We start from the raw sequence: 13,134 nt of genomic DNA, 5'->3' as shown, positions 1-13,134 counted from the left end.
TCAAACTAAACTGCTAAACGATGACGACCTTTTTTGCGACGAGCAGAGATTACTCTTCTGCCGTTACTGGTACGCTTACGAGCGCGAAAGCCCGATTTTCTTTTTTGTTTGCGGGAAGTTCCGCCTAAAGTACGCTGGGTCACTGGTTATTTCCTTTATAAATTACAGTCAATGTGCTTGACAAAAGCCACAATCTGTAATTTTACAATAGAATTACTGACCTTTTTGAATTTAATAGATATATTTTAGCTATAAGCTATAGTTTACAAACTTTATGTCGCTTGCAAAAAAGTAAAATAAACCTATTTTTTAATCTTTAAACACTGCCAGAGGTCGAATCGGCAATTTCAACGCAATTTTAACTACATTTATTTAAGGATTGATGCTAATCACCCAAGCGCCAACTCGTTGTGGGATAGGTGCGTTGACCGCAGGAACTACTTGAGCATAAAAATAGTATGTTCCCACATCAGGATTTCTTACGTTAGAAAAGACTAACTCAAGTTTTTTGGGTTTTAAAAGAGGTTCAGCCAGGTCAATTTGGATCAAGTGATTTTTTTCGTCCCAAACCACATTTTTAAGTGGTAACGAATTATCTTTTTTACCGTCAACTCTAACTTCAATTTTATCAGTGTTAAATTTACCATCGAAATAGTCGGGATAGGAAATAACCAACTGAGTTACACCGTTGGCTAATTTTTGTTTGGGAATTCTCAAACGGTAGCGATCGCGATTTTCAGCAACACCACCAAAATCAAGATAGTAACTAAGAATGTCTACATCTTTGTTACCAAATAGAAGCAGACCAGAACTACCTTGAGCCTGGGCAATGGTATGAACTCCCCCAAAGGTACAGGCAGCAAGAGTTAAAGCGGTAAGTATGGGTTTCAAGTGCAATTTAGATTTAGAGAACAACATAGTTATTTTGATTATTTAAACTAAAAGTTTATTCCAGGTTAATATTTCAAGCGTGATGGATGAGATGTTAAAAGACTTTGCTATTTAACTTTGACAGACAATTATGCAAATTATGCAGGTGATTGTAGCTAGGTTATCAAATGATCGGACGAACTAGAGGCTGAAAAGTGTCACTTATTTGGTTGGCAAAAATTAAATCTTTTGCCCTAAAGGGTCTATCCGCAGGTGTCCATCACGGATACACCTGCGGATAAGCTTCGCCCTAAAGGATTAGCTGCGCGTCCGTCCTTCGCGTCTAATTAAAATTTAAAACCCAATTGACCATTAATACCCCGAACGGAATGATATCCGCCACCAATAACTATTTTACCTGCGCCAACGTGAATACCTGCTGAATAGGCGATCGTTTCATCCCCAGTGTAATAACCGAGTCCCGCATAGGGAGAAACCACAGGAAAACCAATAAACGTGAGGAAATCTGCCCCCGTAGCACCTTCTTCTCCTGTACCAATTTCCACACCTACCCCAGCAAATCTAACCCCAGCACCATAACTAACAAGATCGTCAACCGAGCCGATTGTTCCCCATACTTCGGGTAAAATTTGACTTGAAGCAGGAGTAGCAATTGTGGCAACGCAAGCAGTTAAGATACTTGTCAAGATTGTTTGTCGATAAAAAGCACGAAGACGATTTGGCATACTTTTAATACTCCAACAGTAAATTTAATACAGAAACTAATCTAGGATAATTCATTCAAACAATGAACATTCGTATTGGCAATGGCTATGACATACATCAACTGGTGGCGAATAGACCACTAATTCTAGGAGGAGTCGAGATTTCTCATTCTTTGGGGTTATTGGGACACAGCGATGCTGATGTTTTAACCCATGCAATCATGGATGCTCTTTTAGGTGCTTTAGGCTTGGGAGATATTGGCCATTATTTTCCGCCTGACGATCCCAAATGGAAAGGAGCTAATAGCATCATGCTGCTCAAACAAGTTTTAGCAATTATCCAGTCGCACGGGTGGCAAATTGGTAATATTGATTCCACGATCGTCGCGGAACAGCCAAAGCTCAAGCCTCATTTAAAAGCTATGCGCTCCACTCTGGCAGAAGCTCTAGCTTTAGATTTAGAACAAGTGAGTATCAAGGCAACCACCAACGAAAGATTAGGCCCTGTTGGTAGAGAGGAAGGAATTTGTGCTTATGCAGTAGTTCTGCTAAATAACTCGACCAAATAAAAGTAAAATAGGTTCGCTCCTTACGCGCAGAAGATGGCGTTTTTGCACCTTAACTTTAATCTGTTCTCGATCCTTCAATTAATAACTGTTTTATTAGGTTGACCTAATTATTTACTGCTTAATGGTAAGTGTAATTGAATTCATCATAGTAGATTCACGCAATTACCAAAAAGCTGAAAAAGCTGCGCAGATGTGTCATTCTAGGCAAACTAGGTTAAATTAGGATAGCCAAATTGGGGGGAGGAAAGCTTAAACCAAGGCAGATTCGGCAGATCAAATCATAAAGTTATGGCGTAAAGTTGTAAAAGTTGTAATTTAAGTTGCTTATCATAAAATTAGTTGTAATCAGTTGTAATTATCTGTATTTATTAGCCTATCATCATCAATAACTCAAAAAATATGAGTGTAGTTTTAGAAGTAGATAACCAAGTTTATACAGCCGAGGATCTTATTCCTCTGCTGACTCAATATCAAATTCTACCCAAACTTGCCCAAGAGATCTTAACGGACAGAGCGATCGCCCAAATTAAATGTAGCGAAGAAGAAAATACCACTATCTTTGAGCAGTTTTGTCAGCAAAATCAGCTTACCTCTGAAGAAAAAGTGCAAGAGTGGTTAGACAAGCAGGGCATGAACCGCCAGCAATTACAAAACCTAATTACGAAAAAATTAAGAATAGATAAATATAAGCAGGAAACTTGGAGCGATCATGTGGATGCTTATTTTATTCAGCGCAAGTCTCAACTAGACCGCGTGGTCTATTCTTTAATTCGCGTCGCCAAAGCAGAGGTTGCTCAAGAGTTATATTTCCGCATTAAAGACGACCAAAACGCATTCAGCGCCTTAGCCATGGAATATTCTCAAGGGACTGAAGCGCAAACAGGGGGTCTAATTGGCCCTGTAGAAATTAATGCTCCCCATCCCAAAATTGCTCAAATTCTGACTACTTGCCAGGCTGGTCAATTAGTTCCCCCTACTCGTGTCGGCGAATGGATTGTCATTGTGCGGTTAGAGAATTATATTTCAGCTAAACTCGATCAGCCCATGCGACAAAGAATGCTGGATGAGTTATTCAATCGCTGGCTGAATGAATCAATCCAGCAAAAAGTATCCTTCTTCTCTAGCCCCGTAACCTCATAAGGCTTACCTAACTCATGACCAACACTAATATCAATACTACTAAGACTACCAAGATTGTCGAGCAGTTTCTCTCACTAGTTCCACAATTTAATCAACTTTCTCCCGAAGCGATCGCCCAAATTGCTCCTCACTTAAAGCCATTGCGGTTCGGGGTGGGTAAGGTAATGATTATGCGGGAAAAGATGCAGGGACAGGTAGCAATTATTTCTGAAGGGGAAGTCAGGCTACTGGGTTATGACCCCCGCACGAAGATGCCTACCACCCTAGATAAGCTAAAACCAGGAGAAATTATTGGTTGGGTCAATCTGGCGCGGGGCATACCTTGTGAAACAGCGATGGCTAGTACGGAAGTAGTTTGCCTAGCCCTGGACAATGAGTATTTTTTAAAGCTGCTGGATCAATATCCTGAGTTGGCGGCGGAATATAGACTTAAACCCGCCAAAGTTGAGGTTTTTGACCTGTTGGGAATTCAGCTAGAAAAACAGGCTCAAGGCGATTGGGAATTGGCAGAACTGGCGAATAAGATCGCGGAAATGGCGCAGGTATACTATCTTCCCCCTGGAGAACATCAGTTAAATGAAGAACTTGCCAAGCCATTAATCGATCCTAGTTTGGTGTGGTTGGTCAGTGGTGGTTCGGTAAATGAATTTTCTGTAGGCAATCGTTTAGCTTTCACCAAAGATCTTCAGACTGTCACCGTAGCAGGCAATCAACCAGCTCGCCTGATCTCTATTCCTAAAACCTGTTGGTTTGAAGAAGGTGAAGAAGACGAGGTAGATCGAGAATTTAGTGCTTTTGATGAGCTTTTGCAAGATGATCTCAATATCGTACCTCGTCTAGATTTAGCTGAGGGAGATTTTGATGATTCAGAAGGACTAGGAGAAGGTTACGCTTTCCAGGGTGATGAAGAAGTTGTTGAGCCAGTCCAGAAAGACTATCCTTTTTATCGTGGTAAGACCACTTTAGAAGTCGGAGTAGCTTGTTTTCAAATGTTGAGCAAGCATTTTGGTATGCCTTTCCGCAAAGAAGTAATTAAGCGGGTGTTGACAGAACAGCTTGAGCGATCGCCGACTCTATCTTTACCTTTGTGTGGTGGTATTTCGGAATTGATGGGGCTTAATCCTCAGCTAATTAATATTCCTGCCAAGTCAATTACTCGTTTAGAAGGCCCTTGTTTAGTTAATTGGCAAGATAGTCTAGCCGTCATTTATGAACTAAATGAACAAGAATTAGTAATTGCCGTCCCTGAATTGGGTGTACGTCGCTATAAACCTGAAGACTTTATTGAAAGCTGGGGTGATGGCGGAGAAATATTGCTACTCAAAAAAACCAAGGATACGCCCCAAGAAAGATTTGGCTTAAATTGGTTTTATCCTGCTTTGAAAAAATACAAGCGGGTATTAATTGAAGTTTTTATTGCTTCATTTTTTGTTCAGCTATTTCAACTGGCTAATCCATTGATGATTCAGGTCATCATTGATAAGGTAATTAGTCAAAATAGTCCCGATACTCTTTGGTGGTTAATAGGATTTCTGATTACGATTAATGTTTTTGAGGCTTTACTAACGACTTTACGTACTTACCTATTTGTTGATACTACTAATCGGATCGATTTAAGCCTGGGTTCAGAGATTATCGATCATTTGCTAAGACTGCCCCTGCGCTACTTTGAACGGCGACCTGTGGGGGAAATTTCCACCAGGGTTAATGAATTAGAAAAAATTCGTCAATTTTTGACAGGAACAGCCTTAACAGTAGTTCTTGATTGCGTATTCTCAGTATTATATGTATTGGTAATGTTGGCATATAGCCCGTTGTTAACGGCGCTATCTCTAGCAATTATTCCTGTATTTATTGGTTTGACTCTCATGTTTTCCCCCCAAATTCGGAAAGAGTTGAGAGTTAAAGCCGAACGCAACGCTGAAACTCAGTCATATTTAGTTGAGATTTTAACGGGGATTCAAACGGTTAAGGCGCAAAACATTGAATTGCGATCGCGCTGGAAATGGCAAGAACGTTATGCCCGCTATATTTCTACTGGATTTCAAACAGTTATTACTTCTACTCTGGCTAAATCTGCCAGTGACTTTCTCAATAAAATTTCGCGCGTCCTGATTTTGGGGATGGGTGCTTATTTAGTTCTGGATGGAAAACTTACTCTGGGTCAATTAATCGCCTTCAGAATTATCGCTGGTTATGTTACTACTCCTGTAATGCGTCTGGCGACTCTGTGGCAGAATTTCCAAGAGACTGCTTTATCTTTAGAACGCCTAGCTGATATTGTCGATCATCCCGAAGAAGGAGAAGAAGATCGCAACAATATTCCTATGCCAGCCATTAGAGGTCGAGTCAAATATGATAACCTTTCCTTCCGTTTCAAAAGCAGTGGCCCACTACAGCTTAAAAATGTGACCACCGAGTTTGAGCCTGGTACTTTTGTGGCGATTGTGGGAGAAAGTGGCGCGGGTAAAAGCACGGTGACTAAGCTGTTATCGCGACTCTATGAACCCGAAGGGGGCAGAATTTTAGTTGATGGCTATGATATTAACCGTGTAGAACTTTATTCTCTACGTCGTCAGATTGGTGTTGTGCCACAAGACACTCTACTATTTGAAGGCTCAATCTTAGACAATATTGCCCTAACTAATCCTGATGCTACTACCGAAGAAATAATTGCTGCTGCTCAAATTGCTGCTGCTCATGACTTTATTATGACCCTACCGAATGGTTATAACACTAGAGTAGGAGAAAGAGGATCGGCGCTTTCTGGGGGTCAAAGACAGCGGATTGCGATCGCTCGTACGATTCTCCAAGCACCAGCCATGATGGTTCTAGATGAGGCGACTAGCGCCCTAGATTTTGCTACCGAGCAAGAGGTATCTCGTAATCTCAAAGAGGCTCTCAAAGGACGTACTGTGTTCTTTATTACGCATCGTTTAGGCACGATTAAAAATGCCGATACGATTGTCATGATGGATGCGGGTTCAATTGTTGAGCGAGGTACACATGAGGAATTAATGGCACTCAAAGGTCGCTACTGCTATCTCTATCAACAGCAAGAATCATCTGTTTAAAAGCTTTAGCCAATCAATTGAGTTAATATGTTTGAGCCTGAGATTTAGATCTCAGGCTTTTTTATAACTAAAATTCGTAACGCTTATTTGACTTTGGTTTATTCTCAGAAGACGATGAATATTGATGCAGTGATTTTCTAGCGAGCGTCTAGAAAAGTTGACAATTAGCTGCTGAACAAAAATCAGAATATTTAAATTGGGTTATATGTTTGATTTTGGCGACAATCGACCAGAAATAGCTGAACAAAAATGGCGATCGCAACTTGACTTGTTCGTAACTGACTATGAACAACAGCTTGCAGCTTTAGCCTGGGGATTAAAACAAGAATGGGGAGAAAGCGATGATGTGTTAGGAATTGACTTACAACCTGTCCCACACTTTGTCGCCTGTTCTCAAGATAGCCTCGAAAAACTCAACAAAAATACTCGAGGTATTGTCCAGGAAATATTAGGTATTGTCGATCATTATGATCCAGCCGTCGAGGTGGTAATTGTGGGCATTGGCAAAGGGCAATTAAAATTAATTAACTTTCAACCTAAAATAACTCCTGCTGAATGTTTTACTGCTATGAATAGCGATATTGATGGATTAATTATTAGTTTAGAAACAGCATTAGTTGAATATATTAACTCTTAGCTGTTAGCTCTAAAGAATTTGATCATAAGCGGAAAAAAGGCGCTCGCTCATATGCTGCTCTTTTTTTTATCTATCTCAAAGGTACTAAGTTCTAATGCCTGACTTCTTTCAGATTCTGATGTGTTAACCGAATGACACTCAGTTAAACTTTTTTTGGAATGACAGAAAAATATTGATTATAAGAATAGTCTTTTTAGTAACTAATTAGCTTGACTAAAATATATCAAGCAGTTAGTTAGCAAGCTTACTTTACCGAATTGGCATAAATAGCAATCTGCGCTCGATTACGTAAATTAAGCCGATTGAGAATATGAGTAACATGACTTTTAACTGTCCCTTCGGCAATATAGAGTTGTTGAGCAATTTCACGGTTAGTACAACCAGTCCCAATTAAATTTAAGACATCTATTTCTCTGGCAGTTAACTCTAATAGTTCAGGCGATTCGCTTTTTGTCTGGCTGCGATCGCTAACTATTCCGTCAAACATTTTTTCCATCAGCCCAGGGCCCATTTGGCTGTAGCCGCGAGCGACTAATCTAATCGCCTGAGCTAACTCTTCTACGGGCATGTCCTTGAGCAAATATCCTTTGGCTCCTGCTTTAATTGAATGGGCAATATAATCATCTTCATCGAAGGTACTAACAACCAAAACCTTAATCTCGGGAAATCGCTGAGAGATAATTCTGGTTGCTTCTCTGCCATCCATGACAGGCATTCTAATATCCATCAAGATGACATCTGGTTCTAAAGCTTCTACCTGCTGAATGGCAACTTGACCATTGTTTGCCACGCCAACTACTTGGATATCTGACTCTAGATTTAACATTGCCTGTAACCCCTGGCAGACCAATTCTTGATCGTCTACTAGTAAAAGGCGAATCATAATTGCACACTCCATATTAATTTAGAGAACAAGCTAAGTACAAAACAAAAACTGGTGAGATTGTCGAAAATCATTGAGAGATTCATCGCTTGATACATATTTTCAACGTCTTCCGCGCTGTGTCCCTTGTTGGACAGAAATGGCTTGATGGTGGCTGAGATCGGACGGAGATATTTATTTAGAGAAGGGATTTGTTTCTGGCGGATTAATCAGTTGCTTTCTCATTGTGTCTAAGTCCTTTCTTCCTTGCTACTTGGAGTGTAGCCAGTTCTAGCGCTCAGTTTCTTTCAGATTTTTCTGAAAATTTGTCAGATTCTTATGGTGAAGGGCGAACCTGCTTGGGTGTCATTCCCGTGAGGCGCTTAAACTGTTGTGTTAGATGACTTTGGCTGGAGAAGCCCACTTGTAAGGCAATATCGGCGATCGCCCAATCGGTTTTTGACAACATCAATTTTGCCTGTTCCACCCGCTGTTGAATTACATATTGGTGTGGAGAAGTGCCAATCGCACGTTTGAATAAACTGGCAAAATAAGTCGGACTGATATTAATGACTTTGGCAATTTCAACCAATGACAAATCGCGATCAAGGTGACTGTGTATATAGTCAATTACTCGCTGCAACTGAACGCCAGTTAAACTTCTGTTCTGGGGTGTAATGTGTGTAACCTCAGAATAGTGTCGCAGCAAATGAATGACTAACGCTTGAGTTAAAGATTCAACATATAATCGTCCCATTATGCCACCCGATCGCAACTCAGCTAAAAGAAGCATAGCGATCTGATGAAGCTGTAAATCTTGCTTACCAAAACAGTTGATCAAGTCAATCCCCTTTGTATCGATTTCAGATGCATCAGCAATTTGTTTGATAAACTTTGGTTTTAAGCAGATGTGCAGCGGAGTGCAGATGTCACCTTTATGCCGACACCAGTAACTCGGTTGTCCAGCAGGAATAAGGATAGTGTCCCCTTTTTGAACGATTGATTCATGCAGGCGATTGTCACGTTTCTGGATCAAAGAGGTGGGATGACCCAGGGGTAAGTTGAGCCAATGATCTGATATGGCGGGAAGCTCTATTTCAAAGGATGAAGTTGCGTGACTGTGATTTTGGCATTGCTCGACCAAGATGCCATTCCAGCCTAGTTGCCGACTGGATAACACCACAGTTTTATTCAACCGTTGGCTGAGTTCAACTGGACTAACAAAGTTTCCTGTCACAGATTTGGTTTTCAACATTTGACTGATTTACTTTACTTAATGCTACTTTTAGATTGGTTATGTCACTAAAAAAATCTTCAGGATTGTGTTGATATTTATCCAAAAGCGATTGGACAAAGCCCACGCTAGGCATCGCCCAAAGGACAGCCGTTTATACTTCTGATGTCTTAACTGTTTCTGAAACCATTAATTGATTATTGGGGAAGATCAAACCTCGGTTTGTTGCGATCGCTAAACGATAAAATTTTCTAATTTTCTAATTAGGGCAAGCTTGAAAAAGTAGGAGTTGAACAGATAAGCTCCCATCGCATTTAAACTACATCTTATTTGTATAAAGAAAAAAATCTTAAACTCTGACGCGGAGCGAAGCCCTAAAGGACTAACTTCGTCCTAAAGGATACCGCTACGCATATGTCGCGGAGCTAGTACTTTAGCGAATCCTTTAGGACTCCCAGTCTCCCAGTCACTCATCACAAGTAAGTTAGAGGTAGTAATTTCAATCGAGGAGCGGTCTATTGAGCATGGTGCAAGATATGAGTTAAATTAACCCGCTCGCGTTTACATTTGGATCGAGGTCGCCACCCGTGTTATACCCATAATCAAACGCGTCTGGAGAGTAAACATCTGCTGGGTCGCCATCTGCCCCACTCGTCGTCCCGTAATGCTTTGCCCAATCGTCAATCGGGTCGAGATTAAAGCTGGCATCCTCTTCTAAACTCAACTTTAATACCTCTCCTTCTCCAGCCAAAAAGCCTTTGTTAGAAATGTAAATATCGCCATCAGAACCGATTTCTAAACCCGTTGGATTAATTAGCTCGTCATCTGCGATTGTAGTGCGAGTTTTACCATCTGGAGACATATAGATCAGCGCACCTGCATCGCTTCCATTTGCTATCCCGTCTGCGTCATATTCTAAGACATATAGACCACCAGACTCATCAAAAGCTAGATCGGCGATATTTGTAAACCCTTCTGCATAAACCTCTGGCTGACCTTCGGCATTAAGCCGATAAACTTCTGCTGTTTCTGCTTGAAAAGGAGCCCCAGTCAACTCACCGACATAAAAAGCACCATCAGGGCCGACTGCGATCGAGGTAGGAACGGGCTGCCGTACTATTTCTTCACCCGTAAGCGGATCGGTTGTGGTAGTAGTGGGAAAGACGGTTTCTAAAGTTGGCTCGCCACCAAAGGCTCTTTGACTGAGCAGATCGTTGCCACCTGCATCAATGACATAGGCTGTATTATCTTCAATCAGCAAGTCATAGAGGTTGGTAATCACATCTTGCCCATCGGGATTGTTGTTTTGTTCGTAAACGCCAAAATCGGTCAATCTTGTCCAAGAAGCACCGCCGTCAAAATTATCGATCGCAATTAAATGGCTAAAATCAGTCACTTGTAAAAGGCTGTCTCGATTGGCTGGATTGCTGGCAAGCCCAACAATTCCATAAGCATTTCCATCGGCATCAAACTCAAGATCGTTAATACCTGAAGCATCGGAGCCATCGGGTAATGCCAGCGATGGTAGTCCAGTTACAACTCGTTCCACATCTCCGTTTTGAATGCGGGTAATTGCACCTGTTGCGCCATAGGACAAAAACGCCCCTGGTTGACTTGGAGACGGAACACTAGCTCCTGTTCCCCCTCGTCCTGCTTCGGTAACATAAAGTGATCCATCAGAATCAAAGCTCAGCTTGCGTGGGCCATCCAGATTAGATGCCAGCACCTCAATTTGCGATATTTGTGGTGTTTTTACTGTTTCAGACATGATTTTCTTCCTGTGAATTTACAACGATTTATCTTCGGTAGCGGACAAAAAAATCGCCAGAATTTCGTTCTACCTACCTAAAGCTTACTGAGTTCCAATACTCAATTTCTTTCAGATTCTGATGATGAATGGTGAAAAGCGAATCCGTTTTGGTGTCATGCCAGTAAGACGTTTAAATTGTTGAGTTAAGCTGTTACGCATTTAAACTCTTGTTGATGGACGAACAAAATGTCATGCATCTACCCAAACTGACCTTGAGCGGCTGCCGCTTGTGCCGCACGTCGAGCGTGAGAATGAATCTGTTGTTAGTGTTTATAAATTCAATATATAAAATTGACTTTTACTTGTCGTCCACTGAGAGTTGAAACTTTTACTCAATAAAGCGATTGATGAATCAGTCCATCAATCGATGGAAAGTTGACTCCAACTTTAGTTGGAATCCAGATTTTTACTAAAGTTATGCTTACAAATTAACAATTCCCCGTTTAACCGCCACAATCACAGCTTGAGTGCGATCGCTTACATCTAATTTACTTAAAATGCGATTCACGTGAGATTTTACCGTGCTTTCAGCAATAGTTAAGGCTGCTGCAATTTCTTGATTGCTCATCCCTTGCGCCATTAGACCAAGTACCTCTAGCTCTCGTTCGCTCAGTTCTGGATTACTAAGGCGCTGCACCAGTTTTGCCCCCACTTCTGGCGGAATATACTGCTGACCGCGAGCAACTGTGCGAATTGCTTGAAGCAGCTCGTTGGGTTTAGCATCCTTGAGCAGATAGCCCTGAGCGCCTGCGTGCAAACCGCTATAGATATCTTCATCACCATCGTAGGTAGTTAGCACGATAATTCGAGCAGATTTAAATTCAGCGCAAATTGCCGTAATAGCTTCAACTCCTCCGACTTGTGGCATTCGCAAATCCATCAGCGTAACATCTGGCTGGTATTCGCGAAAGTGAGCGATCGCCTGCTGCCCATCTTCTGCTTGAGCGATCGCCGTCATTTCTGGATCGCGGTTAATAATGGTTGCCAATCCTTGTCTGACAATAGAATGATCGTCAGCGATCAAAACCCGAATTGTAGTCGATTGGTCGCTCATAATTCTCATTCAAGGGTTGACAATGACAATGATTTCTGTTCCCTGCCCAGGTTGGCTTCTAATTGACAATTGCGCTCCAATTCGCTCTGCTCGTTCACTCATGCCCAACAATCCAAATCCGCCTATAGGTGGAACGCCGCCAACTCCAAAACCCTGTCCGTCGTCTTTTACACGCAAGCTACACCCTGCATCTTCATATCCCAACTCAATCCAAATTTTGCTAGCATTTGCATATTTAATCGCATTGGTCAGTGCTTCTTGTCCGATCCGCAGTAAGTGATTTTCTACCTCGGCGGGTAAGGGATAGGCTATACCCCGAACTGTATAAATCAGAGCAGTATCGGTCGCGGGTCTCATCTGGTTTACCAAGCGATCTAAAGCAGTCGATAAATCGCCATCCTCTAATAACTGAGGACGAAGTGCTGTTACAGAGCGACGCGCCTCAGTGAGTCCTGTACGGGCTAATTCTTCGATCGTGTCTAAATGCGCTTGGGTAGCTTCTGAATCATCTAGTACTTGAGTTGCCGCACCGACCTGGATGAGAATACCTGTAAATGCTTGGGCTAGAGTATCGTGAATTTCCCGTGCCATGCGGTTGCGTTCTTCCAGAATTGAGGCTTCTTCTGCACGCTTGCGAGCCGTAATATCTCGCGCCAGCCAAATCACCTGCTCGTGCCGAATTGGTGCAATGCGAGCCGAAAACCAGGTTTCTCGCCCATTCAAAAACATACTATATTCGACTGTGAGCATTTGTTGGGTTCTAAGCATCCGCTGAATATAGCCTAGAAATTCATCGGCTTGTTCTTTGGCAAAAATTTGATGCAGTGTTTTACCAATCATTTCTTCAATGGGGAGACATCGCAGATCTGGTACCACGGCGATCGCTTCGATGATTTGCCCTTGGGCAGTCAGTACAGATAACGGATCGGGAATGGCTGCAATTAAAGCCCGTAGCTCTGTCTCTGAGGCTTGTAGAGCTTCTTCTGCCCGCTTGCGTTCGCGTAGCGCAGCTTGCTGTTCGCTAATATCTGCAATCACACCTTCCATACATCCATCGGCTGCATTCAAACGAGAGGAGTAAAGTCCCCAAAACAATGTGCCATCTTGTTTGCGGAGCTGTACTTCAAAGTTTTGTAGTTCATCATTCCACTTCAACAAT

At 42.0% G+C, this 13,134-nt stretch carries 12 protein-coding genes; 4 read left to right on the top strand and 8 right to left on the bottom strand.

The window, feature by feature from the left end; translation table 11 throughout:
* Positions 1 to 5 precede the first annotated feature (5 nt).
* The 3 genes from rpmH to KME09_16730 form a co-directional block, all read right to left on the bottom strand.
* A complete protein-coding gene (gene rpmH, locus KME09_16740) occupies positions 6 to 143 on the bottom strand; it encodes a 50S ribosomal protein L34 (GenBank protein ID MBW4535585.1) in 138 nt (45 codons plus the stop codon).
* A gap of 229 nt (positions 144 to 372) precedes the next feature.
* On the bottom strand, positions 373 to 918 hold the full coding sequence (locus KME09_16735) for a DUF2808 domain-containing protein (GenBank protein ID MBW4535584.1): 546 nt from the start codon (positions 916 to 918) through the stop codon (positions 373 to 375).
* Positions 919 to 1,217: 299 nt separating this feature from the next.
* Positions 1,218 to 1,616 (bottom strand): hypothetical protein, encoded by a 399-nt coding sequence (locus tag KME09_16730; GenBank protein MBW4535583.1) that lies wholly within the window; start codon positions 1,614 to 1,616, stop codon positions 1,218 to 1,220.
* A gap of 62 nt (positions 1,617 to 1,678) precedes the next feature.
* On the opposite strand from KME09_16730, the gene ispF reads away from it, so the two are divergent.
* The 4 genes from ispF (at position 1,679) to KME09_16710 (ending at position 7,015) form a co-directional block, all read left to right on the top strand.
* Entirely contained in the window at positions 1,679 to 2,164 is a 486-nt protein-coding gene (ispF, locus tag KME09_16725; GenBank protein MBW4535582.1) for a 2-C-methyl-D-erythritol 2,4-cyclodiphosphate synthase, read from the top strand.
* A gap of 399 nt (positions 2,165 to 2,563) precedes the next feature.
* On the top strand, positions 2,564 to 3,304 hold the full coding sequence (locus tag KME09_16720; GenBank protein MBW4535581.1) for a peptidylprolyl isomerase: 741 nt from the start codon (positions 2,564 to 2,566) through the stop codon (positions 3,302 to 3,304).
* A gap of 14 nt (positions 3,305 to 3,318) precedes the next feature.
* Positions 3,319 to 6,378 carry a peptidase domain-containing ABC transporter gene (locus tag KME09_16715; protein MBW4535580.1) on the top strand — a complete coding sequence of 1,020 codons (3,060 nt, stop codon included), beginning with the start codon at positions 3,319 to 3,321 and terminating at the stop codon, positions 6,376 to 6,378.
* 205 nt (positions 6,379 to 6,583) lie between these two features.
* Positions 6,584 to 7,015, top strand: a complete 432-nt coding sequence (locus tag KME09_16710; protein MBW4535579.1) for a hypothetical protein — start codon at positions 6,584 to 6,586, stop codon at positions 7,013 to 7,015.
* A gap of 244 nt (positions 7,016 to 7,259) precedes the next feature.
* On the opposite strand, the gene KME09_16705 is transcribed toward KME09_16710, so the two are convergent.
* The 5 genes from KME09_16705 to KME09_16685 form a co-directional block, all read right to left on the bottom strand.
* The gene (locus KME09_16705) at positions 7,260 to 7,898 is read right to left on the bottom strand and encodes a response regulator transcription factor (protein MBW4535578.1); all 639 of its coding nucleotides are present in this window, start codon (positions 7,896 to 7,898) and stop codon (positions 7,260 to 7,262) included.
* Between the two features lie 316 nt (positions 7,899 to 8,214).
* Positions 8,215 to 9,132 carry an AraC family transcriptional regulator gene (locus tag KME09_16700; protein MBW4535577.1) on the bottom strand — a complete coding sequence of 306 codons (918 nt, stop codon included), beginning with the start codon at positions 9,130 to 9,132 and terminating at the stop codon, positions 8,215 to 8,217.
* Between the two features lie 520 nt (positions 9,133 to 9,652).
* The gene (locus KME09_16695) at positions 9,653 to 10,879 is read right to left on the bottom strand and encodes a ScyD/ScyE family protein (GenBank protein ID MBW4535576.1); all 1,227 of its coding nucleotides are present in this window, start codon (positions 10,877 to 10,879) and stop codon (positions 9,653 to 9,655) included.
* A 463-nt stretch (positions 10,880 to 11,342) separates the two neighbouring features.
* Positions 11,343 to 11,975: a response regulator transcription factor gene (locus KME09_16690; protein ID MBW4535575.1), complete on the bottom strand. Its 633-nt coding sequence runs from the start codon at positions 11,973 to 11,975 to the stop codon at positions 11,343 to 11,345.
* Between the two features lie 9 nt (positions 11,976 to 11,984).
* Complete coding sequence (locus tag KME09_16685) at positions 11,985 to 13,133, bottom strand: PAS domain-containing protein (protein ID MBW4535574.1); 1,149 nt, start codon at positions 13,131 to 13,133, stop codon at positions 11,985 to 11,987.
* Between the last annotated feature and the right edge of the window lies 1 nt (position 13,134).

Origin of the sequence: Pleurocapsa minor HA4230-MV1 (genome assembly GCA_019359095.1) — a bacterium.
Classification (GTDB): domain Bacteria; phylum Cyanobacteriota; class Cyanobacteriia; order Cyanobacteriales; family Xenococcaceae; genus Waterburya; species Waterburya minor.
Note: the sequence above shows the minus strand (reverse complement) of the source record. Positions and strands in the feature narration are given on the sequence as shown.

Bases quoted from the DNA above. Each gene is read 5' to 3' on its own strand.
- KME09_16705 (MBW4535578.1), bottom strand. From the start codon at position 7,898: ATGATTCGCCTTTTACTAGTAGACGATCAAGAATTGGTCTGCCAGGGG.
- KME09_16735 (MBW4535584.1), bottom strand. From the start codon at position 918: ATGTTGTTCTCTAAATCTAAATTGCACTTGAAACCCATACTTACCGCT.
- KME09_16715 (MBW4535580.1), top strand. From the start codon at position 3,319: ATGACCAACACTAATATCAATACTACTAAGACTACCAAGATTGTCGAG.
- KME09_16720 (MBW4535581.1), top strand. From the start codon at position 2,564: ATGAGTGTAGTTTTAGAAGTAGATAACCAAGTTTATACAGCCGAGGAT.
- KME09_16700 (MBW4535577.1), bottom strand. From the start codon at position 9,132: ATGTTGAAAACCAAATCTGTGACAGGAAACTTTGTTAGTCCAGTTGAA.
- KME09_16730 (MBW4535583.1), bottom strand. From the start codon at position 1,616: ATGCCAAATCGTCTTCGTGCTTTTTATCGACAAACAATCTTGACAAGT.
- KME09_16695 (MBW4535576.1), bottom strand. From the start codon at position 10,879: ATGTCTGAAACAGTAAAAACACCACAAATATCGCAAATTGAGGTGCTG.
- ispF (MBW4535582.1), top strand. From the start codon at position 1,679: ATGAACATTCGTATTGGCAATGGCTATGACATACATCAACTGGTGGCG.
- KME09_16710 (MBW4535579.1), top strand. From the start codon at position 6,584: ATGTTTGATTTTGGCGACAATCGACCAGAAATAGCTGAACAAAAATGG.
- KME09_16690 (MBW4535575.1), bottom strand. From the start codon at position 11,975: ATGAGCGACCAATCGACTACAATTCGGGTTTTGATCGCTGACGATCAT.